This is a genomic window from Paenibacillus peoriae, from assembly GCF_022531965.1.
Lineage (GTDB): Bacteria > Bacillota > Bacilli > Paenibacillales > Paenibacillaceae > Paenibacillus > Paenibacillus polymyxa_D.
The window spans coordinates 973,986-996,872 of sequence record NZ_CP092831.1; the positions used below are offsets into that span (position 1 = coordinate 973,986).

At 46.5% G+C, this 22,887-nt stretch carries 23 protein-coding genes; 18 read left to right on the plus strand and 5 right to left on the minus strand.

Features of this window, described 5'->3' with window-relative positions; genetic code table 11:
• The first annotated feature begins 158 nt into the window (after positions 1-158).
• From ilvA to MLD56_RS04430, 5 genes are all read left to right on the plus strand, one after another.
• Positions 159-1,445, plus strand: coding sequence for a threonine ammonia-lyase IlvA (ilvA, locus tag MLD56_RS04410; protein ID WP_029517135.1), 1,287 nt, complete (start codon positions 159-161; stop codon positions 1,443-1,445).
• 222 nt (positions 1,446-1,667) lie between these two features.
• Positions 1,668-2,642, plus strand: coding sequence for an arabinan endo-1,5-alpha-L-arabinosidase AbnA (locus MLD56_RS04415; RefSeq protein ID WP_029517134.1), 975 nt, complete (start codon positions 1,668-1,670; stop codon positions 2,640-2,642).
• 201 nt (positions 2,643-2,843) lie between these two features.
• A complete protein-coding gene (locus MLD56_RS04420; RefSeq protein ID WP_029517133.1) occupies positions 2,844-3,929 on the plus strand; it encodes a FecCD family ABC transporter permease in 1,086 nt (361 codons plus the stop codon).
• A complete protein-coding gene (locus tag MLD56_RS04425; protein ID WP_029517132.1) occupies positions 3,929-4,954 on the plus strand; it encodes a FecCD family ABC transporter permease in 1,026 nt (341 codons plus the stop codon). The genes MLD56_RS04420 and MLD56_RS04425 overlap by 1 nt, the downstream gene beginning before the upstream one ends.
• 64 nt (positions 4,955-5,018) lie before the next feature.
• Positions 5,019-5,966, plus strand: coding sequence for an ABC transporter substrate-binding protein (locus MLD56_RS04430; protein ID WP_029517131.1), 948 nt, complete (start codon positions 5,019-5,021; stop codon positions 5,964-5,966).
• A 161-nt stretch (positions 5,967-6,127) separates the two neighbouring features.
• Here the strand turns inward: MLD56_RS04430 and MLD56_RS04435 are convergent, their stop codons facing one another.
• Positions 6,128-6,559, minus strand: coding sequence for a hypothetical protein (locus tag MLD56_RS04435; RefSeq protein ID WP_029517130.1), 432 nt, complete (start codon positions 6,557-6,559; stop codon positions 6,128-6,130).
• A gap of 197 nt (positions 6,560-6,756) precedes the next feature.
• Between MLD56_RS04435 and MLD56_RS04440 the strand changes: the two genes are divergently transcribed.
• From MLD56_RS04440 to MLD56_RS04450, 3 genes are all read left to right on the plus strand, one after another.
• Positions 6,757-7,056, plus strand: a complete 300-nt coding sequence (locus tag MLD56_RS04440) for a hypothetical protein (RefSeq protein WP_029517129.1) — start codon at positions 6,757-6,759, stop codon at positions 7,054-7,056.
• A gap of 271 nt (positions 7,057-7,327) precedes the next feature.
• On the plus strand, positions 7,328-8,152 hold the full coding sequence (locus MLD56_RS04445; protein ID WP_029517128.1) for an alpha/beta hydrolase: 825 nt from the start codon (positions 7,328-7,330) through the stop codon (positions 8,150-8,152).
• A gap of 92 nt (positions 8,153-8,244) precedes the next feature.
• Positions 8,245-9,036, plus strand: coding sequence for a dioxygenase family protein (locus tag MLD56_RS04450; protein WP_029517127.1), 792 nt, complete (start codon positions 8,245-8,247; stop codon positions 9,034-9,036).
• Positions 9,037-9,108: 72 nt separating this feature from the next.
• On the opposite strand, the gene MLD56_RS04455 is transcribed toward MLD56_RS04450, so the two are convergent.
• Complete coding sequence (locus MLD56_RS04455; protein WP_029517126.1) at positions 9,109-10,032, minus strand: hypothetical protein; 924 nt, start codon at positions 10,030-10,032, stop codon at positions 9,109-9,111.
• A gap of 216 nt (positions 10,033-10,248) precedes the next feature.
• A complete protein-coding gene (locus tag MLD56_RS04460) occupies positions 10,249-10,767 on the minus strand; it encodes a DoxX family membrane protein (RefSeq protein WP_029517125.1) in 519 nt (172 codons plus the stop codon).
• Between the two features lie 248 nt (positions 10,768-11,015).
• On the opposite strand from MLD56_RS04460, the gene MLD56_RS04465 reads away from it, so the two are divergent.
• From MLD56_RS04465 to MLD56_RS04475, 3 genes are all read left to right on the plus strand, one after another.
• On the plus strand, positions 11,016-12,110 hold the full coding sequence (locus MLD56_RS04465) for a DUF3048 domain-containing protein (protein ID WP_029517124.1): 1,095 nt from the start codon (positions 11,016-11,018) through the stop codon (positions 12,108-12,110).
• A 188-nt stretch (positions 12,111-12,298) separates the two neighbouring features.
• Entirely contained in the window at positions 12,299-12,913 is a 615-nt protein-coding gene (locus MLD56_RS04470; protein WP_007428879.1) for a DUF47 domain-containing protein, read from the plus strand.
• A 13-nt stretch (positions 12,914-12,926) separates the two neighbouring features.
• Positions 12,927-13,916, plus strand: coding sequence for an inorganic phosphate transporter (locus MLD56_RS04475; protein ID WP_029517123.1), 990 nt, complete (start codon positions 12,927-12,929; stop codon positions 13,914-13,916).
• Positions 13,917-13,948: 32 nt separating this feature from the next.
• Here MLD56_RS04475 and MLD56_RS04480 read toward each other — a convergent pair whose 3' ends face one another.
• Positions 13,949-14,092: a hypothetical protein gene (locus MLD56_RS04480; RefSeq protein ID WP_155271710.1), complete on the minus strand. Its 144-nt coding sequence runs from the start codon at positions 14,090-14,092 to the stop codon at positions 13,949-13,951.
• A 63-nt stretch (positions 14,093-14,155) separates the two neighbouring features.
• Between MLD56_RS04480 and MLD56_RS04485 the strand changes: the two genes are divergently transcribed.
• From MLD56_RS04485 to corA, 3 genes are all read left to right on the plus strand, one after another.
• Positions 14,156-15,604, plus strand: coding sequence for an amino acid ABC transporter substrate-binding protein/permease (locus MLD56_RS04485; RefSeq protein ID WP_029517122.1), 1,449 nt, complete (start codon positions 14,156-14,158; stop codon positions 15,602-15,604).
• Positions 15,597-16,325 (plus strand): amino acid ABC transporter ATP-binding protein, encoded by a 729-nt coding sequence (locus tag MLD56_RS04490; RefSeq protein ID WP_029517121.1) that lies wholly within the window; start codon positions 15,597-15,599, stop codon positions 16,323-16,325. The genes MLD56_RS04485 and MLD56_RS04490 overlap by 8 nt, the downstream gene beginning before the upstream one ends.
• 566 nt (positions 16,326-16,891) lie before the next feature.
• Positions 16,892-17,851, plus strand: a complete 960-nt coding sequence (gene corA, locus MLD56_RS04495) for a magnesium/cobalt transporter CorA (RefSeq protein ID WP_029517120.1) — start codon at positions 16,892-16,894, stop codon at positions 17,849-17,851.
• Positions 17,852-17,857: 6 nt separating this feature from the next.
• Here the strand turns inward: corA and MLD56_RS04500 are convergent, their stop codons facing one another.
• Positions 17,858-18,373, minus strand: a complete 516-nt coding sequence (locus MLD56_RS04500; protein WP_029517119.1) for a hypothetical protein — start codon at positions 18,371-18,373, stop codon at positions 17,858-17,860.
• 226 nt (positions 18,374-18,599) lie between these two features.
• Here MLD56_RS04500 and MLD56_RS04505 point away from each other — a divergent pair, with 226 nt between their 5' ends.
• The 4 genes from MLD56_RS04505 (at position 18,600) to rlmD (ending at position 22,764) form a co-directional block, all read left to right on the plus strand.
• Complete coding sequence (locus MLD56_RS04505; protein WP_007428885.1) at positions 18,600-18,890, plus strand: YerC/YecD family TrpR-related protein; 291 nt, start codon at positions 18,600-18,602, stop codon at positions 18,888-18,890.
• Entirely contained in the window at positions 18,890-19,678 is a 789-nt protein-coding gene (locus tag MLD56_RS04510) for a sirohydrochlorin chelatase (protein WP_029517118.1), read from the plus strand. The genes MLD56_RS04505 and MLD56_RS04510 overlap by 1 nt, the downstream gene beginning before the upstream one ends.
• A gap of 173 nt (positions 19,679-19,851) precedes the next feature.
• Positions 19,852-20,733, plus strand: coding sequence for a diacylglycerol kinase (locus tag MLD56_RS04515; protein WP_013308843.1), 882 nt, complete (start codon positions 19,852-19,854; stop codon positions 20,731-20,733).
• A 222-nt stretch (positions 20,734-20,955) separates the two neighbouring features.
• On the plus strand, positions 20,956-22,764 hold the full coding sequence (rlmD, locus tag MLD56_RS04520) for a 23S rRNA (uracil(1939)-C(5))-methyltransferase RlmD (protein ID WP_241113477.1): 1,809 nt from the start codon (positions 20,956-20,958) through the stop codon (positions 22,762-22,764).
• Positions 22,765-22,887: the final 123 nt, after the last annotated feature.

Below are 22,887 nucleotides of genomic sequence, written 5' to 3' on the forward strand. Positions count from 1 at the left end.
AGGTTGATCGGGCATTGATCCCGGTCTGCCTTTTTTTTAGATTTGATTGATTTTCATTCTCATTTTCATGCTATCATCTGCACAAGCTATGGGTAAACGTGGTATGATATTTGAAAGATTTCAAATACAGAAATATTCAGGCGGAGCGTGGAGAACCTATGGAACCAACAGAAACCCAGAAAACCGACCCGGCCATGGCGTCAACCGTTGGCATGGAGGATATTGTACGGGCGCATCATATGCTGCGTGAGGTGATTGTACGTACACCTTTACAGAGGGATGCCGTCCTATCGGCCAAATATAACTGTAATGTGTATCTGAAAAGAGAGGATCTCCAAGTCGTGCGGTCCTTTAAAATCCGTGGAGCTTACAACATGATCCGTAGCTTGACACCCGAGCAAATGGAAAAAGGCATCGTGTGTGCGAGTGCGGGGAATCATGCGCAAGGTGTGGCTTTTTCATGTAATGCACTTGGTATCCACGGTAAAATATTTATGCCGAGTACAACGCCTAATCAGAAAGTGAAGCAGGTTCGTCGCTTTGGGGGAAACAGTGTAGAGGTCATTTTGACTGGAGATACGTTTGACGATGCCTATGATGAGGCCATGAAGGTGTGTAGCGAGCAGGCAATGACCTTCATCCATCCGTTTGATCAGCCGAAAATTATTGCGGGCAATGGTACGATTGCGATGGAAGTGATGGAGAGTCTAGATACACCTATGGACTATGTGTTCGTAACGATTGGCGGCGGCGGTTTGGCGGCAGGCGTAGGTACGTATGTTAAAACCGTGAGTCCATCCACCAAGGTAATTGGTGTGGAACCCCTTGGCGCGGCGTCGATGACGGAAGCGATGCGTTTACACAAGGTGGTTACACTGGATCAAATAGACAAGTTTGTTGACGGAGCTGCGGTGAAGCGTGTGGGTCAGCTGACATACGATATTTGTAAACATACCTTGGACGATATTGTGAAGGTACCGGAAGGTAAAGCATGTACCGCGATTCTGGAGCTGTATAATGAAAATGCGATTGTTGTGGAGCCTGCGGGTTCACTGCCTGTTGCAGCACTTGATCTGTACCGCGAGCAGATTCAAGGCAAAACGGTTGTCTGTATCGTCAGCGGTGGTAACAACGATATAGATCGAATGCAGGAGATTAAGGAACGGTCCCTAATTTACGAAGGACTGAAGCATTATTTTATGGTGAATTTCCCGCAAAGAGCTGGGGCACTGCGTGAGTTTCTACAGGATGTGCTTGGACCGGACGACGATATTACTAGGTTTGAATATACGAAAAAGAATGATAAGGAAAATGGACCAGCTCTGGTCGGCATTGAGCTGTTCCACAAGGAAGACTATTTTCCTTTAATTGAACGAATGAACCGCAAGGGGCTTAAATATACGGAACTGAATAAAAACGAAAATCTATTTAATATGCTAATTTGAAAAGGAGCCTGCGGGCTCCCCTTTTTGTATCAGGATTTTGCAAAATCCTCGTATGTAAAGCGTTATGCGTAGTTTATAAATTTCTTTTTATTTGAAATAAAGCGTTTACAAAACAGAATGTGATAGGTTAATATATGGGTAACTTCATAAGTATAAACACTAATGTAATAGGTGTGTCACCTGAATTTCATTATAAGATACTCATTCGGAGGTGCGAAAGAAATGTTGAAAGCATGGAAAAAATCAGTACGGAGTAAATTGACCCGAACGGCGTTTGCTGCTGTAACCTCGGCTGCTTTGTTACTTTCAGTGATGCCATCTGCATCCGCAGAGCACTGGGCGTTAACTGGTGATGTGGCAGTACATGATCCGTCCATTACGAAAGAAGGCAACGCTTGGTATATTTTCTCCACAGGGCAGGGGATACAGGTTCAAAGATCGGACGACGGACGCAATTTTTACAGATTGCCGCAAATATTCCTGTCGCCGCCATCATGGTGGAAATCGTATGTACCTAAGCAAAAGCCTAACGATGTGTGGGCACCGGACGCTCAGAAGTACAATGGACGTGTCTGGGTTTACTATTCCATTTCTACTTTTGGGTCACGCACTTCGGCCATTGGATTGACTTCAGCAACAAGCATTGGCGCGGGGAGCTGGAGAGATGATGGACTCGTGCTGCGTACGACGGATGCCAACGATTATAATGCGATTGACCCGAATCTCGTCATTGACGCTTCCGGTAACCCGTGGCTTTCCTTTGGTTCATGGAATTCAGGCTTGAAAGTGACTCGATTGGACAAGAATACGATGAAGCCTACGGGGCAGATCTATTCTATCGCCAAGCGTACGGCGGGTGGTTTGGAAGCGCCACATGTTACATACCGCGATGGGTATTATTATCTGTTTGCTTCCATTGATAACTGCTGCAAAGGCGTAGATAGTAATTATAAGATTATTTACGGTCGCTCTACTAGTATTACTGGACCGTATGTGGACAAGAGCGGCAAAAGCCTGATGGACGGCGGCGGAACGATACTGGATGCGGGGAATGACCGTTGGAAGGGACCGGGCGGCCAATCCGTCTATAACAACAGTGTCATTGCGCGTCATGCCTACGATGCCACTGATAAAGGTAATCCAAAACTTCTGATTAGTGATTTAAAATGGGATTCGGCAGGCTGGCCTACGTACTAAAGAGAGGACCGTTTGGAGTCACCTATGTAGTAAAATCATATAGATATATTCAAAAACTGTTCCTCTTATGGGGAACAGTTTTTGGCTTGCAATGTCATAGAAACATGCTATTATGTATCAAGTTGATAACAATTATCATTATCGTTATTGTTTTGGAAAACATAATGATTTTTTCAGGTACGGAGGGAGTGACCTCACCAAATGCAGTCTAAAGACAGCATGGACAAACATACAGCCCAGACAGAGAGGGCAGTTCCTGAAGTAGTCATAACAGCACGTCCAGTACTTCGAGCGGATAGGATTCGGCAGGCGTTGTTGTTCACAGCTTCGGCTGTATTGTTGGGTTTGGCCATATTCGCCGCCATTTCTCTCGGAGCCAAGGACTTGACCGTAAGCACCGTGTGGTCGGCAGTATTTCACTATGATCGTTCGCTGATGACACATCAGATCATTCATGAGTTGAGATTGCCGCGTGTACTCGGTGCAGCTGTTATTGGAGCTGCGCTTGCGGTTGCAGGTTCTCTGATTCAGGGCATTACGCGCAACCCGCTGGGAGATACAGGTGTGCTGGGCATTAACGCAGGAGCGATGTTTGTAGTTGCAGTGAGTTTTGCCTTTTTTCCCGATCTTCCTTATGGGACGTTAATAGTATTGTCGTTCCTGGGGGCGCTGATGAGTACCTTACTGGTATTTGGTCTGGGAGCATCTGCGCCTGGTGGATTGACACCTATGAGACTGACGGTGTCTGGAGCTGTGACGGCTGCCCTGTTAGGTTCCATGACTTCGGGGATTGCGATTTATTTTGATTTAAGTCAGGATTTAGCCTTCTGGTATGCGGGTGGTGTAGCCGGGATCAAATGGTCGCAGCTTGAGATTCTTGCACCGATTTTGCTTATTGTGATCGCCTGGTCTATGGGGCTGGCACGTTCTATTTCGCTGATTTCGATGGGCGATGAGGTGGCGTTAAATCTTGGGTTGAATCTCAGACGTATTCGGCTTTTGGGTCTGCTGACCGTAGTGGTACTGGCCGGACTCTCTGTATCGGCTGCTGGAGCCATCGGCTTTGTAGGTTTGGTTATCCCACATATCGCTCGCAAGCTAATCGGTGTGGATTATCGCCAGATCGTGCCGCTGTCTGCGTTATTGGGAGCCGTGTTACTGGTGCTGGCAGATTTGGGAGCGAGAATGGCAAATCCGCCAGAGGAGCTAGCTATTGGAATTATGGTGTCTTTTATCGGAGTACCCTTTTTCCTCTTTCTCGCCCGTAAGGAAAGGAGGGATTTATAGTGAGTCGCTCTTTAGGGATTGGGGACACAAGAACGAAAAAGGCTTGGCTCGTTTGTTTGGTATTGGCGGGAATCAGCTTTGCCGTCCTTGTTTTGGGTTTGAATACCGGAACGATTCGTATTCCACCGCTACGCGTGCTGGATACGTTGTTTGGCGGTGGCAGCGGACGTGATCATATCGTTCTGTTCGAGTATCGTCTGCCTCGTATTGCTGTAACGGTGCTGGCTGGAGCGGGACTAGGCGCAGCCGGGGCGGTCATGCAAGGCTTGTCGCGGAACGGACTTGCTGATCCGGGAGTGCTCGGTCTTCATGCAGGGGCTGCGTTGGGACTGGTAATGTTCGTTAGCTTTTTTCGCGACTTGGACGGTTCGGCCGCCGTCCTGATCCCCTTGTTTACCTTTGCAGGAGGTGTCATTGCGGCGGTGCTGATTGTTTTGTTGTCCTATAGCCGTAACAGAGGAATCGTGCCCGTGCGTCTGATTTTGTCCGGTATCGGTGTAGCCTCGGGCCTTAGCGCTATAACGCTGTATTGGTCCTTACGGCTGGATGAGGATACATACGCATTTACCGCACGTTGGTTGGCTGGCAGCGTTTGGGGCCGGGACTGGATACATGCAGCAGCTTTGCTGCCTTGGTTAGTCATTGTATTACCCTACGTTCTGTCGCAGACGCGCAGTCTGAATAACCTGTCGTTGGGCGACGAGACCGCGGCTGGAATCGGTACAAGTGTGAAGCGCCAGCGCCTATTACTGCTGGGCGCAGCCGTGGCTCTATCCAGTGCCAGCGTATCCATGGCCGGAGGCATTGGCTTTATCGGGCTCATTGCGCCTCATCTGGCTCGCCGCCTGGTTGGGCCGATGTACCAGCATTTGCTGCCAGTAGCCTGTTTGGTCGGGGTCGTCATTCTGGTCACCGCCGACACGATTGGGCGTTCGGTGTTTCAGCCGAATGCGATTCCCGCAGGTGTGGTGGTTGCTGTGGTAGGAGCTCCGTATTTTTTATTCCTGCTGTCCCGAACAAAATGACAGAAGAAGCCTTCTATAATGATCATTATAATGTAGAGCTTCTATAGCATAGGAGAGAATAAACATGAGAAAACACAAATTTGAGGGTTCAGGTTTTAAACGTTCATGGGTAGTCACAACTCTTGTTGTATGCATGATCATGCTATCTGCTTGCGGACAAGCAGCCGACAAACAGACTGCCGATACGAAAGCGGCGGACAGTGCGCAGACAACCATTAGTGCGGATTCGCGTATTGCTTCGATGTCTATTCATTTGACGAACAACCTGCTGGCATTGGGTATTACTCCGGCTGGTTCGGTCATTGGCGGAGATGTGAAGGATTTTCTGCCGCATGTAAAAGATCGTCTTCAAAGTACCCGTAAGCTAGGTGTTGTCACTGATCCGGATATGGAAGCGGTACTGGAGCTTCAACCTGATCATATTTTCTTGGACAAAAAATATTCGGGAACCGATGTGGCCAAGTTTGAAAAAATTGCGCCGACCGAAGTTTTTGATCTGGATGAAGGCACATGGAAAGATCAATTGAAAAAAATAGCCGTTATGGTCAAACATGAAGCACAGGCAGACGCATTTCTAAAAGACTATGATACACAGAGGGAACGAGTCAAAAAGCTGATTCATTCAAAAATTGGGGACGGAACGGTTATGGCTATACGTGTGACGGCGAAAGAGGTTCGTGTTATGGGGATGAAGCGTCCGGTAGGACCGCTGTTATATCAGGATTTGGGCTTGAAGCCAGCCAAAGGTGTAGAAAAGATCGACAAGGCTTATCAGGTGGTTTCCCAAGAGGTTTTACCGGATTATGATGCCGATGCGATTCTTGTTATCATCAGTAAAGGCGCGGATGCCCAAAAGGTATACAAGCAGCTGGAAGGAAACACAGTATGGCAAGGTCTCAAAGCGGTGAAGCAAGGGCATGTCTACATGTTGGACGGACAGCCTTGGCTGGACTATTCCGCAATGGGACACAAAATGGCTCTGGATAATGCAGAACAACTATTTTCCAAATAAGTTCTAAAATATATCAAGCCGTATTCCTCCATGCAGCTTCTTGCAGGCCAGGAATACGGCTTTTTGGCGCACACCCCAGCTGTAAGTCGATTGCCTGATCGAAATGAAAAGGAGCTGCTATGACCCAAAATGGGGCAGCTCCATATAATGAAAATTGCGGGCTATGAACGTTTTTTACGCAGAAAAATCGGTTTGAGTCCAATAAAGCCGATGGCGGCGAGAATTAAATTTACCCAAGGTGAGATCCTGAATACTGGCAGTACACTGCGCAGCGCTAGTCCGGCGACAAGAATCACGACAACTAAAACAACATACATCAAGATGGATTTAAGATTCATCTGGGGCTTTACGGGGGCGGGGTTTGGATGTTGTATCTCCTCGCCTTCTTCGGGACGATCCATAAAATTCATCAGGGCTTCAACGAGTAGAATGGCTCCTGCGGCGATGATGATAAGGGTGGATAGGCTGATTTCTTCAAAGGGTTTGAGATCTCCGCCTGTAAAGGTGACAAACCATCCGATAATCGCCTGTGTCAAAAAAAACATGGACAAGGCAACCCATGCAATAAGCGTATAATTTTTTGCTTTATTCATTGCTTCCTCCTGCTTTATGAGCGTATTCCAAGCTGATGGAACCGCCATTTCGTAACAAAGACAGTATACGTGAGGAAGCGTCGGATGGCAAAAGACTTTATCTATAGCATGTATATTACCGTTGCATTCTCCTCAAACTGGATAGAGGGTGAGCACGTGGAGCAACCTGAATATAAACGTTGAGAGGATGTGGCATCATGAAACTGGAGAACCAGGCAGATTATTTAGTCCAAAAACGACTGGGAAACGCTTCGAATGGGAATAGCGGGGCGGCCTCGTCTACAAATGTGAGTCACCGGAGCGTTCAAGGAACATCTCCAACGTACCGTATAGTGGACGATATCGAAGTGGCTGAGGATACAGAATTTGCAGGTGAGCTAGGTGCACAGAACTACCGCAGCCTGTGGCATGAGGATGAACATAACGGCGACTCTTGTAAACTGCAGTGGGAAGGACGAACGGAGACCCACCAAATGTTCAGGAACAGCTACGAATAACGAATGTCACTTTAAATGTAGTGGATTCACTCACATAAGTGTAGTATAGCGTTCTCCGGAATCGCATCGGGGAGCGCTATTTGTTTACTTTTTTAACGATGTGAACTGACAGGTTGACAAGGAAGCAGGGCGATGATAGACTGACTTTACTATAAAACTTATTAAACTTATCGGAATTAAAGTGAATAAATATCCTGGATGGATATTCCACGTTACTATATGAGTTCGAATTCATAAATGTGTAGTGAAGCTTGAAACAGGGGGAATCAGGATGGAACGGCAAATTGGAATTCGTTTTGAACATGAAGAGCTGGCCGCAACAATTCATTATCCAAACCGTACAAATGAGGGAGAGCGTCAGAGACGAGTTCCCCTCGTTGTTATATGTCACGGTTTTGTAGGCAATCGTATCGGCGTAGATCGATTATTCGTCAAGACTGCGCGTGAACTGGCCGAAGGGGGATATTTTGTCCTGCGCTTTGATTTTGCCGGTTGTGGGGAGAGCACAGGTGAATACGGCAAGCAGGGGCTCGAGTCCATGATTAATCAGACACGTACCGTATTGGATTACGCCGTCAATTGTGCGGACATTGACCCGACCAAGGTGACGCTGATCGGTCACAGTCTGGGGGGCGCGGTTGCTCTTCTCACAGCCGTACGGGACAAGAGAGTACAAAATCTGGTCCTTTGGTCAGCAGTGGGCTATCCGTTCAATGACATCGTCAAAATTACGGAGCGAAGCGTGTACGATGAGTCTGTTAAAACTGGTCATGCCGATTATTTGGGCTATAAGTTTACGCCTGCTTACTTTGAGTCGTTAGCTCAATTTCAGCCGTTCCAGGAGGCCGTTAAATTTAACGGGGATGTGCTCGTCATTCATGGAACCTCGGATGATATTATTCCTGTCGATTATGCATTTCTGTTTCAAAAGATATTCTGGATGCGTCCAGAGGGACGCTGTGATAAAGAGATTATTTTCCAGGGAGATCACACTTTCTCGTCAGGTAAAGAGCGGCAACGGCTCATTGATCGGACGCTTGAATGGCTGGATGAACAGGAAAATATTCAACGTGATTGGCAGCACTGGATGATCTGATTTCAGTGTGTAACGGATTGTATTGGAAATTGCGCCTCCGCCGGAGTAAAATGGAAGAGTAACACTATACTGGCGTGTGGAGGTTGGCAGCGATGACATTACCCTCAATTTTTGTTGCGCATGGTTCACCGACACTGGCTGTAGAAAATAACGCATATACCAGCTTTCTTGCAAAGCTGGGCGCGAGCCTGCCCCGACCCAAAGGAATTGTCATTTTTTCCGCGCATTGGGATAGCCCCGATCAATGTATTGGCGCGGATGATCAGCATGCAGCGTTGCACGATTTCTATGGCTTTCCTGAAGAAATGTACTCAATCGATTACCCTGCACCAGGCGATCCAAAGCTGTATGAGGAGATAGAGCATCTGTTCAGTCAGCATAACTTGTTCCACCAGCCGGTTCGGAACCGGGGACTGGATCATGGAGCATGGGTGGTTTTGCGGCATATATATCCTGATGCGGACATACCGGTCGTACCGTTATCTATTGATTCTCGGCGCGCTCCTCAAGAGCAATACGAGATTGGACGGATGCTGGCGCCGTTGCGAGAACAAGGGATTTTGATTATCGGTAGCGGCGGATTGGTCCACAACTTGCGGACACTCAAGCAGACGAGTGAGCCAGCCGATTGGGCCGTTCAATATGATGACTGGATTGCACAGCAGCTTCAAGACTGGAATTTACGTCACTTATTCCAATATGACAAGAAGGCTCCATATGCCAAACAAGCGGTACCTTCTTATGGAATAGAGCATTTTTCACCTTTGTTTTATGCGATGGGGGCTGCGGATCAGGAGCGCTCCGCGCATAAGCTTTTTCAGTCGTATGTCCTTGGCTCGCTGAGTCTCAATTGTTGGGCTTTTGGTCAAGAAAGTGATACGTAAATGTAAAAAAGAACTTCCGAATCCACATGCTGTGTGGGAATGGAAGTTCTTTTGTGTTTTTTGCGTCTTCGATTAATTAGAAGGCACGTTCTTTTTTAGCCAAGTGGATACCTGCGAAGTACGTTGATCTCCATTTTGATCCAACAGTGTCATAAATGCTTTCAGCTTTTGAATATAGGTGCTCTTCGAATCCATATTACGTTGAACGAACCATTGATACCCTTTTTTGGCATACGGATGAATCTTCCCGGTATCATGATCGAATAATGGCGTATTGTTCGTGCCGTAGAAAGTATAGAAAAAGTACAGATCGTGCAATTTTTTTATAGCTTGTGTACGATTGGAATGTGGATATTGGTTTAAAAACAATTCCTGTGCCAGCACTCGTCCGGCTAACTGTTGATAGCCGATACGGAGCGCGGCATCTTTGGTAGCAGCCTGTCCGGATTCCATCGACATGATGTCAATATAGCTGCGGATATCTGCCGTGGTGTGCTTCCCGAATACTTTATATTTTTCATAGTTGATGATTGGGTAATACATGCCTTCTGCGGTTTCAAGTTTGTAGCCGGCATCTCTTGTTTGAGTTAGCAACTTTTTCAGGTTCGCATCGCTTGTACGGCTGATTACATTTGTGAACGAATCACCGGGTTTATAGATTTGATTTATTTTGGTTTGAACAGAGGTCGGGTATAGGGTCTGTGCATAGGAATCCAATTGCTGGTTCTGTGCATTTTCCAGATGAAGCACCATGAGGGTAGCTTGAGAAGCTGGAATGGATTGAATATGCTTTTGCAAATAAGTGAATGCCTGAGATAGCTTGCCGGGTTGGCCTAGTAGCTGCTCGAAGGTCTTGGAGATATGTTGTACACTTTCTGCCTGAGATGTCGTAGTAGACGTCGCCGCTTGGGCTGATGCCGTATATCCCGATCCCATAGTCTGCACTGTGAAAGTTACTGCTGCGAGCATGAGATAGGCTTTGGTGATTTTTTTCATGATATAACCCTCCATTACGTTCTTTGATGTAACTGTAGTGTATAGGGTAAATGTATCGTGAGCATTCCATGTTGTATCCAACTTGTAAACGTTTGGGGAGGATAATGAATCCGATAAAAGAGTCCGAGTTAGGAGGAGCTAAAATCCTCCTTGTGAGCATAACAGCGCAAAAAAAATAACCATTATCCCGGAGGATAACGGTTATTTGGGGGATGTTTAAGCTATTTTTCGACTAGGGTCCGCTGGAAAGGTATCTTTATTTTTACCAAACAGTCCACGCAGGAAGGGCAGTACCCAACGGTCAAAGCCAATTCTTCCGGCATTTGCGCCAGCAACTACGAGGAAGATTTCAAACAGCAGGTAGATTGCATTGGTGCTTACTGTACCCGAGAACAGGAACGAGAAGTTCATAACCATGGCCATCAAAGCAGCCAGTGTAGTCAATGTACCGAGAAGCAGGCCAACCCCGACCAAGAACTCACCCAACGGGATCAGGACGTTGAACAAACCTACATTCGGCAGGGCAAAGGCTTCGAGGAACGATCCCCACCAGCCTTGTACAGCGGGATGGTCTCCACCTGTTTTAGCAATGGCCCCCGAGATAAATCCGCCTGCATCGAATCCACCTGTCAGCTTTTCAAGTCCGTGAGTCATCCATTCATAACCTAGATAAACCCGTACGACAGTCAGCAACCACATTGCGACTTTGTTCTCACGTAACCAGCTATTAAACATTCAAACCACTCCTCTTTCTTAATCTATAATGTTGGTTGTATTTCATTTTGTTGGGATGATCATCTTTGCTACACCTTTATTGTAGTAGGTTCAGTTACAGTTATTTGTGATAAAAATCACAAAGTATGAATATTTTTAAAATTTTAATGTCTTCAGATAAGTATTCTATAGAGAGGTCATGCTTCAATCAAGACAAAAACAGGAAATAAAGCTTATAATGAGAAAAATAACGAAGTGGAGGGATGAACTTGTCCGGGCCCATTTCCCAACGAAATCATTGGTTGCGTGTAATGGCCTCAGCTCTGTTATGCATGACGCTGATGTCTTGTTCTGCTATGTCCAATACGGGAGATACTGAACCCGTTCCTCAACCGACCAAGCATAAAACAGAGAAGGAGGCGCTTGAACCGCCGAAGGAGCAGTCTACTCCGGCATTTACAGCTCCGCTTACCGGTCTTCCGGTGGAGCAGCCAGTTTTGGAGCGACCGCTCGCTGTCATGATTAACAATGCTCCAGCAGCACGTCCGCAGGCAGGACTTAGTCAGGCAGATATGGTATATGAAGTTCTTGCAGAAGGCGGAATTACCCGTCTGGTCGCTTTTTTCCAAAGTCATGGCGGAGATGTAAAGGTTGGTCCGGTCCGTAGCATTCGTCCGTATTTGATTGAGCTGGGCGAAACTTATGGTGCGTTGCCGATACACGCAGGGGGAAGCACAGATGCCTATGCGATTTTACAGCAGCAGCGGAAGGAACATTTAGATGAGATTTCAAATGGAGGGGCATACTTCTGGCGAAGCAAAGATCGTCGTCCTCCGCATAATCTATACACGGACGTGAATAGACTGCGCAAAGGAAGCGATAGTAAAGGGTATGCTACGCATACGGACGTTCCAGTATATACTTACCTTAAATCCGGCGAAACCCCAGTTATGGTGGACGAGACTGCAACATCTTTACAAATCCGGTTTTTGCTTAAAAGCTACCGGGTATCTTATACCTATGATCCAGCGGATCAACAATATAAGCGTTTTGTGAACGAAAAGTCACATGTGGATCAAAATAATAACCAACAGCTCTCAGCAGCCAATGTCATTGTGATGAGCACCAGACATCAAACGTTGGATGATGTAGGCAGATTAAGTGTTGAACTGGACGGTAGTGGAGAGGCCATGGTGTTTCAACAAGGACAGTTAATACAGGCTGAGTGGCAACATACGCCGGGTGATGCGATTCGTTTTATGAAGAATGGGGTTGAAATTCCGTTAACGCCAGGTACATCCTATATACATGTGGTGCCTGCAGATACACCACTAAAGGAACATGTAACCATAGAAGTGAATTAGAAAACGAATTACACCTTTTTAGGAAAAAATTGTCGGATAATGAGCTTATATGTCGGGCACTGTATACGTATATCATGAAATTTGCTTTTACAAACATTACAAAAACATTGATGAGTGTGATAAGATAGCAAAGGTTGTCTATTGCAGTCGAAACAGGTTGCGGATATTTTCGTAAAGGGGTAATCGTTATGAGATTGAAGAAAAAGGATATATTCTTCGAGACGTTGGAAAATATGGCAGATACGATCGTGCAAGCAGCCGATTATTTTGCCCAACATACTTCAAATCTTCAAGATGTGACTTTGTTTACAAATGAAATGAAGAAGTATGAAAATAAGTGTGATGATTACACACACACGATTATTACTGAACTGAACAAGACCTTCATTACGCCGTTGGAACGCGACGACATCATGGAACTGACAACAACCATGGATGATGTGTTGGACGGTCTTGAAGCGACGGCTTCCCGTTTTTATATGTACAACATTACGGAGCCGGACGAGTATATTGTGCAGTTCGCTGATATTCTGCGTCAATCAGCTTACGAAATTCAGAAAGCTGTACATCTGCTTTCACAGAAAAAATTGCTGGCCATTCGTGAATACACTATTCGTCTGAATGATTTGGAAAATCAGGGGGATGAATTGTTGCGTATTTGCATCAAAAACCTGTTTGCAACTGTAACTGACCCTATTGAACTGATTAAACGCAAAGAATTGTACGAACGCCTTGAAACGACAACGGATTCATGCGAGGATGTTGCAAATATGCTGGAATCCATCATTATGCGTAACTCGTAAGGAGTCCTTTTACATGGATACAAGTTTACTGGTATTGGGTATTGTTATTTTTCTTGCTCTGGCATTTGATTTTATTAATGGGTTTCATGATACGGCGAACGCGATTGCAACTTCGGTATCGACCCGTGCATTGACCCCGCGACGTGCGATTATTATGGCTGCGGTCATGAACTTTCTCGGGGCAATATTGTTTACAGGGGTTGCGAAGACGATTGGTGGAAGTGTGGCTGATCCAACCAAGCTTACGAATGGAATTGATATCGTCATTGCGACGCTGATCGCTGCGATTATCTGGAACCTCTTAACCTGGTGGTTCGGTATTCCTTCATCCTCTTCTCATGCATTGATTGGTGCATTGGCTGGAGCGGTGTATGTAGGTGCAGGATCGGAAAAATTAAACTGGAGCGGCTTCATCGGGATTGTCGAAGGACTTATTTTCTCCCCGTTGATTGCTTTTGTTGTCGGTTACATCGTGATGATGATTTTAAAATACATCTTCGCTCATCGTAGTCCGCATACGGTGAACAAAGGGTTCCGTACAATGCAGGTCATTACAGCAGCGCTTCAGTCGTTCACGCATGGTACGAATGATGCTCAAAAGGCGATGGGGATTATTACATTCGCACTCGTTTCGTCGGGGTATCAGGACCATTTGGAAGTACCCATGTGGGTAAAAATTTCAGCCGCAACAGCCATGGCGCTAGGTACATCTATCGGGGGCTGGAAAATCATCAAGACGATGGGAACCAAGATTTTTAAAATCGAGCCAATTAACGGATTTGCAGCCGACATTTCGGGAGCCTCTGTTATTTTCACAGCTACATTGCTTCATTTGCCCGTAAGTACCACTCATGCCATTACTTCGGCTATTTTGGGTGTGGGTTCTGCGAAGCGTTTTTCCGCTGTGCGTTGGTCGCTGGCCGGTCGAATTATTATTACTTGGGTGATAACGATACCGATTGCTGCGCTGTTATCTGGATTGATTTTCAAAATTCTTTTCTAGTTCGTTATTATTTCTTGAAAAATAGGTACACACTATAGAACACACAATAAGCTTCCGTCCGCTTTTTGCGGCAGGGGCTTATTGGCATTCTGGGGCAAAACGGCTTCTTCAAAGTTTACACCTCCAGATAGTTCCATGAAACGTTTTTCAAAAATACCTGACATCAAAGTAGTCAATTTTTAATAACTCCTGTAAAATAAACAGAAAACTTTGAACCGTTCAACTGACTGGAGGAAATTATGCAAAAATCTAGAAAACTAATAGCACTTATCATTTGTTTGTTTTTTGTGGTTGCCCTGGCCGGTAATTTCGGTGTAGTGGCACATGCAGAAAATAAAACAAAGTATGATATCGGCACGGATACAACGTTCGCGCCTTTTGAGTTTGAAGATGTAGATGGTAAATTCGTCGGAATTGATATGGATTTGCTGGCAGCTATTGCCAAGGATCAGAATTTTGAATATACCATTAAGCCTCTTGGCTTTAACGCGGCAGTGCAGGCCCTTGAAACGAATCAAGTGGATGGTGTCATTGCCGGGATGAGTATTACCGATGAACGCAAGCGGAAATTTGATTTTTCTGAGCCTTATTTTGATTCAGGCGTCGTCATGGCGGTCCGTAAGGATAATGATACGGTTAAACGCTATGAGGACTTGAAAGGGCAGCGTGTCGCTGTCAAAACAGGCACGGAAGGTTATACATTCGCAGAGTCCATTAAGGCCAAATACGGCTTTACTACAGTACCGTTTGACGATTCTTCTCAAATGTATGATGAAGTTAAAACAGGTAATTCGGTTGCCTGCTTTGATGACTATCCGGTACTGGCATACGGTGTAAACCAGAATAACGGCCTTAAGCTGGTAACAGATAAGGAAAAAGGTGCTTCTTACGGGTTTGCTGTTAACCAAGGCAAAAACAAGGAGTTGCTGGAGAAATTTAATGCAGGGCTTGTTAATCTGCGTAATAGCGGGGAATACGATAAGATTTTGGCTAAATACCTTGGCGAATCGGGCAAAGGTGTGGCGCCTGTAGAGACCAGCCGCTGGGGGCTGATTTCCGCTTCGCTGCCTTCGCTGATTAAAGGCATGGGAAATACGTTGTTGTACACACTTGTATCTTTACTCGTAGCCTTTATCCTAGGTTTGGTGTTTGGCTTTATGAAAGTAAGCCATAACAAGGTGTTCCGTGGTATTGCAACTGTTTTCGTCGATATATTCCGCGGTATTCCGCTGATCGTGCTTGCTTTCTTTATTTACTTTGGTATTCCACAGGCACTGGACTTCAAAATGCCACTTTTTGTTGCGGCTGTATTGACGCTATCCCTGAATGCGGGTGCGTATGTAACTGAGATTATCCGTGGTGGTATTCAGTCCATTGATCCGGGACAAATGGAAGCAGCCCGTTCGCTTGGTCTACCCTATCGGACGGCTATGCTTAAAATCATTTTGCCACAAGCTGTGAAAATCATGATCCCGTCGTTTATCAATCAGTTGGTTATTACGTTGAAGGATACGTCCATTTTGTCTGTTATCGGTCTGGTCGAATTGACCCAATCGGGTAAGATCATTATTGCGCGGACATTCCAATCCTTTGATATTTGGCTGGTAGTAGCGGTGATGTATCTTATCGTCATTACAGTCCTGACCAAAATTTCCAACCGTCTTGAAGGGAGAGTTCGCCGTGGGTAAAATTATCGTTAAAAACCTGAAAAAAAGCTATGGTAGTAATCAAGTGCTAAAAGGCATCGACATGCAAGTACGTGAAGGCGAAGTTGTGTGTGTCATTGGCCCGTCTGGTTCGGGGAAAAGTACGTTTTTGCGTTGTATGAACATGCTTGAAGAAATTACCGCAGGTGAGGTCATTGTCGATGACTACAACTTGAGTGACAAAAACGTGGACATTAACAAAGTCCGTGAAAATATAGGTATGGTATTTCAACATTTTAATCTGTTTCCGCATATGACCGTACTTAAGAACATTATGTTCGCGCCGACTGAACTGGGGAAACAGTCCAAGGCAGAGGCCCGGGAAACGGCCATGAAGCTGCTGGATCGTGTGGGGTTGGCCGATAAGGCAGATGCACTGCCAGGGCAGCTTTCCGGCGGTCAGAAGCAGCGTGTGGCGATTGCACGTGCGCTGGCCATGAACCCGGACATTATGCTGTTCGACGAACCGACCTCGGCGCTCGATCCTGAAATGGTGGGCGAAGTGCTTGGCGTAATGAATGATCTGGCGCGTGAAGGCATGACGATGATGATCGTAACGCATGAGATGGGTTTTGCACGCGAAGTAAGCGACCGTGTTGTGTTTATGGACGGTGGTTACATCGTAGAAGAAGGAACGCCACAAGAGGTATTTGGTAATCCGAAAAACGAGCGGACCATTAGTTTCTTAGAAAAAGTATTGTAAGAGGATTAAAAGTGAGGCAGGGTTTGTGGATGTAGGCGGGGATCTCGTTGTAAGACGCTCCGCGTTCCATTTGATCTTTCGATCGCTGTTGCCCCTGAATTTTTTTGGATTGTATAACACATGAAAAGGTTAAAATACAGGGGCAAAGGCGAACGCTCCGCTTCTCCAGATTCAAATGGACCGCTACGCTACGGCTCGCTGATTGCCCTTTTCGTGCCATGAGCCTGCCTCACTTTTGAATGAGTGGGTGCAGGGGAAGAGGGCGCGACGCAGCTCGGTGCTTGCTGCGCCGAGGGGCGAGGTAAGCCTCCGACCGCTTAGTGGCTTATGATGTTTATTTTCATAAGTGAGGATTTTGCAAAATTCTGAAGTGGAAGGCTTGCTTTGAAGATAAGAACTGCTCTGCACGAGGATAAAGGATATCTTGGGACGGCTTGTTGACCCGGAGATATCCTTTTCTTATTTAGTGTATGGGAATGTAGAGCTTGAGATTTGTATAATGCTGATTGGCTTATATAAAATATAAATGACATATCAGACGGAAGTGTAAGCGAGGGGGACGTACGGTGATACGTACATTGGCTATAGGTCATGATCATCAGGTAACAGTGGGAAAACCATTGGATCAGATCGTCATGGAGGATTACATATGGATGTGGGTAGATTTTAGCGAGCCTACAGATCGCGAGACGGAGCTGCTGACAAGTTATTTTCATTTTCACCCATTGGCTGTGGAGGATTGTATGCATGTTCTGCAACGTCCCAAATTGGATTATTACGAGGATGTGCAGTTTCTGGTCGTGCATGCGCTCGATGTAGATACGTTAGCTGCGGAAGAAGTGGATATGTTTATCAGCGCTCGTTTTTTGGTAACATATCACCATCATGAGTTAGAGGAGCTGGATCAAGCCTGGGAGCGGATTGTCCAGCATGCGAATGAACGCAAAATATGGTCGCGAGGACCGCTGGCTGCAGCCTACACGGTGATGGACAAACTGGTAGATAACTATTTTCCGAGCCTTTTTATGATTGAGGATGAATTGGCTGAGCTGGAGGGCTTGGGCGGTCGCGAATCCGTAGAGGAATTAATGAAGCAGGTGTTTGACCTGCGTGGCAGGCTGCTCAAGCTGCGCCGTACCATCGTACCTATGCGTGATCTGATGTACCGAGTTTTGAATTCGCAGCATGTGCAGGGCCAAGGAGATCATATGGCTTATTTTACCGATATATATGATCATTTATTGAAGCTGACAGACATGCTGGAGGCCGACCGCGAGATGACAGCCGACCTGAGAGACAGTTATATATCGCTCAATTCCAATCGCATGAATTCAATTATGAAGACGCTAACCGTAATTACGACCGTTTTTATGCCCTTGACGCTGATTGCAGGAATCTATGGTATGAATTTTTCGAATATGCCCGAGTTGGGCTGGAAATATGGATATTTTGGCGTACTGTTTTTCATGTTTTTGTTGAGTGTTGCCATGGTAGTCTGGTTTATGCGCCGAGGCTGGTTCAAATAGTATAGTCTACTTTCTTGTGCGTTTGCGCGGACGTCTGCGCGGGGTAGTGGTACTTTTGCGCTGTGTCTTTTTCCGGCGTCGGCGTGGTGGTGTATATTCATCCAGTTCCTCAGTAATTTGTGTTGTAGATTTTTTGCTTGCGTTTTTGTTGAATGCTGGGAGCGAGCCCATAATCAGTTTTGCCATCGGAGCAAATTGCTGCACGCTAGACATGATCTTTTGTACCTTGCCGACCGTAGCAACAATCCCGTCAATACCGCCCATACGGTCAATAATACCTTTAATATCGTTGAGATTACCAAGATTGCCAAGGCCGCCAAGCAGTCCTCCTTTGGCAGGGGCGGGGTCTGGTGTAACCACGGCAGAGTCTGTTATACTCGCTGGCGCCTCGTAAGGAACCAGTGCGGAGGAATCGACTTGCGGAACCTCGCTGTATGGATCGAGTCCAGGATAGGGAGTTGAACTATACGGATCGGAAATGGAACGCGTTTGCGTTCTCCGATGATAGTAATGTCCAGGCATGAGATCACATTCCTTTGCAGGTTGATACTCTACTGTATGTTACAAACGCACAGTGGGTTTAGGCGCGTGTCCCGAAATCAGGTATAAAAGCGGATTTGGGCATTCGTACGGTATGTTTCTATGATCATAATGTTGTTCTGTAATGCGTGAAACCGTTAATGCTTGAAAAACTGACTATTCCTCAGGTACAATGAGGAGAGATCGTAACCTTGGGAGATGATAATCCATGCAGCTTAAAAAGCTTAATGATAAAAGTATTGATCAATTGTTCGAAGCTATTTTAACTCTTAAAAATTTGGAAGAATGCTATGTGTTTTTTGATGATCTGTGCACGATTAACGAAATTCAATCCCTCTCCCAACGTCTAGAGGTTGCCCGTATGCTAGGCAAAGGCAGCACATATAATCAGATTGAAGCAGAGACAGGAGCCAGTACAGCTACCATTTCACGTGTTAAACGTTGTCTGAACTACGGTAATGACGGATACAAGATGACTCTGGAACGTCTGGGACGCTAATGCGGAGCCCTGGGATACTGGTCATCAGCCATGGCTCTAGGGAGCCATATTGGGTAGAACAGGTGGATCAGGCAGTTGCAAAGCTTCATTTGCCGGAAGAAATACCGGTAGAGGTTTCATTTTTGGAAACGGTTAAAGAAAGATTGATTCAAAATGGTATTGACCGTCTGGAAGCCTTGGGTGTAACAGATATATTGGTTATTCCTTTGTTTGTGTCATCAGGTAGTACGCATGTAGATGAGATTAGCTATGCGCTGGGTGTCAAAGATGCGCCGGACAAAGAAACAGATTTGGAGCCGTTTCGATTGAAAGCGCGAGTGCATTTTGGTAGCCCGCTGGATGACGGAGAAGATGTTGCTCACATGGTGTGGGACAAGGTTCGCCCGCTATCAGCCGACCCTGCGAGAGAGGTTATTTTACTCGTAGGTCACGGCAGTGTGCATAACGGCTTTTTTCAGCGCTGGGAGCAGGGGATTTCTTCGTTGGCCCGTACGGTGCAAAACGTGAGTGGTATCATCACGGACTACGCTTTGCTAAATCCCGAGAGTGTGTACGACAAGGCAGCGTACTGGAATCAGGAGCGGGGTCATGATGTTATTGTGGCGCCGTTATTTTTGAGTTCGGGATATTTTACAAGTCGTATGATTCCTAAACGCTTGCAAGGGCTCGAATACCGTTATTCGGGAGATCCTTTATTGCCGCATCCTTTGCTCACAAGCTGGATAGACAGGCAAATTCATGAATTATTGCAAAGCATGCAGAAGCAAGCGAGGTCAAGTAATAGATAGTCTGGTTCGGCTATAACGTCATTTCAGCCTTAAATTTCCTTATTTGGGCAAAGTCTGGCTTCTTTTATTGTAAAAGAGGTCTTTTTCCAGTATGATGATATTTTGTACAGACTGAATATGATGAACTGCGATGTGAATATAAATATCATTAAATATACGGGTGGCGTAACGGAATGAAAAGAGCTAGATTAATCTATAATCCGACCTCTGGGCGTGAGGAAATGAAGCGTCGTCTTGCGGATGTTTTGCAGCGCCTGGATGAAGGTGGTATTGAAGCCTCTTGCCATGCAACTACGGGTGAAGGGGACGCAACACGTGCCGCAATAGAGGCCATTGAGCGTGGGTATGACATGATTATCGCCGCTGGTGGCGACGGTACATTGTATGAGGTCATTAACGGGATGGCTGAAAGAGAAAACCGCCCGCCCCTAGGTGTGTTTCCTCTGGGGACGACGAATGATTTCGCCAGAGCACTGGGCATCCCCAAGCACTGGGAGGATTATTGCGACCTCGTTATTCGTCAAAATCCGAAGCCACTGGATATCGGAAAAGCGAACGACCGCTACTTTATCAACATTGCAGGCGGGGGAACTTTAACCGAGCTTACGTATGAAGTTCCAAGCAAGCTAAAGACGATGATTGGCCAGTTGGCGTACTATTTTAAAGGTATGGAGAAAATGGTCAGCCTTGCTCCACAGGAGCTGATCATCAAGGCATCGGGTCAGGAAGTGATCCACGACGAATTTATGCTTTTCCTGATTGCGAATACGAATTCGGTGGGCGGGTTTGAAAAGCTTGCTCCTGGGGCGACAATAGATGATGGACTGCTTGACGTCATCGCTGTGCGGAAATGCAATCTGGCGGAAATGATCCGATTGGTAACACTCGCGCTGCGTGGTGAGCATTTGCAGGACAAGAAGATTGTTTATTTCAAAACAGATTACATGGAAGTGACCTCACCCGGCTATGTCCAGCTTAATCTGGATGGCGAACTGGGGGGCACTTTGCCAGCGACCTTCCGGAATTTACCTCATCATTTGAATGTTTTCCGGTGAGGAATGATGAGGAAATATTTCTGCTTCCGGACGGCAACGCAATATAGTATATGGAATGCAGAGTAGGTAGTTGTTTTTTTGTGTGAGCATATTGGTTCTTGCCGTTCTCCGTGGGGAGTAACGGCATTTTCGAGTTGATGTTTGTATGTTTAGATGACCATTCAAATTAGACGTACGAAAGAAAATACCGCATAAAAAGAAGATCAGAAAGAAGTGACATTCATGACGAATAACCGTAGCGGACGTGGAAAAAGCCGCCGGAATGCAGCAACAGCAACTCCTGTTCAAGGAAAGCAGTACAAAAAGACTATGAAGGCGACAAGAGAGAGCGAACCGGAACAGTCTCAAGTCAGAGCTGAAAATGGGCTACTTCAAGCCGAAATCAAACATAAAAATGGAAATGTGAATGAAAATATGAATGATTCGGATCGGAAGAAGAGAAAGAACGGACGAGATACTCGTCGTTCTTCCAACGGTGGACGAAGTCAGGAAGCTTCCAATCGTAACCGGTCTAGTGTAGAGCGTAGCGATCTGCCTGTACAAAAGAACGATGAGGCCGTGATAGACATCATCGGCATGAACCACGATGGCGAGGGTGTAGGACGTGTCGAGGGTTTTACGCTGTTCGTTCCAGGTGCGTTACCGGGTGAAAAGGTGCGAGTAAAGGTGCTGAAAACGAAAAAGCAGTATGGCTATGCCAAGCTGCTGGATATCGCGCAGGCTAGCCCCGACCGGATTGCAGCTCCGTGCGCTATCTACGATCAATGCGGTGGCTGCCAGATCCAGCATATGAGCTACGAAGCGCAGCTCAGCTGGAAACGCCAGCATGTCGTGGATGTGCTGGAGCGTATCGGGAAGCTGAGTGTGGCTACAGAGCCCAGTGAGCATACTGCACAGGTTTTGGCTACTTCTGCAGATACAGATGGTGAGGCCGATACAGTCACGACTTCTGATTCGGCCATGAATGCGGATGGAAATGCCGACAGCATATCGCGTGTACATGGCGTAGTCGTGCATCCTACACTCGGTATGAGTGAGCCTTGGCGATATCGCAACAAAGCCCAGGTGCCGATTGGTGTCACAGAGGGCGGGCTTGTCGGTGGCTTCTACGCACGTGGCAGCCATCGGATTGTGGATATGAACACCTGTCTCATTCAGGACGAGCGTAATGACGAAGTTGTCGCACGTGTGAAAGAGATTGGCCGAATGCTGGGCATCAGTGCATATAATGAAGAAACCGGACGTGGGCTACTGCGCCATGTCGTTGTAAAGACCGCTTTTCGCACGGGTGAAATGATGCTGGTGCTCGTCACGAATGGACGAGATATTCCGCATGCAGATGCGTGGATCGGCAGTATCCGTGAGCATATTCCACACGTGGCAAGCATATGCCAGAACGTGAATACAAAGCGAACGAACGTTATTTTTGGCGACGAGACTCGTGTACTGTGGGGTCGTGACGTGATCTACGACTACATTGGAAACGTACAGTTTGCGATTTCCCCAAGATCCTTTTATCAGGTGAATCCCGTACAAACGGAAGTGCTGTATGGCAAAACCGTCGAATATGCCGGGCTCACAGGCAAAGAAACGGTGATTGATGCGTATTGCGGCATCGGTACGATTTCTCTGTTCCTCGCTCAGCATGCGGACCAGGTGTATGGGGTGGAGATCGTCAAAGAAGCCATCGACGATGCACGGAGTAATGCGCTGTTGAACGAAATGCGCAATGTGAAATTTGAGGTAGGCGCGTCCGAGGACGTCATTCCTGCGTGGAAAGAGCAAGGCATCACCGCCGACGTTATCGTCGTCGATCCGCCCCGCAAGGGCTGCGATCCACGTCTGCTCGACACCATTCTGGAGATGAAGCCAGAACGCGTGGTGTACGTATCCTGTAACCCAAGCACACTGGCGCGGGATTTAAGGATACTGGAGGATGGCGGGTATAGTACAGTGGAAGTACAGCCTGTAGATATGTTTCCGCATACGGTGCATGTGGAGAGTGTGGCATTGCTGGTCAGGAAAGACTAATAGTTAAGGTGTACGTAAACAGCAACGGAGCAACAATTGTCATTACAGGTAGAGACTTGTGGAGGCGGTTGTATCGCTTTCACACAAAATACCTGATACCAATAAGGTAGATATGATTAAGAA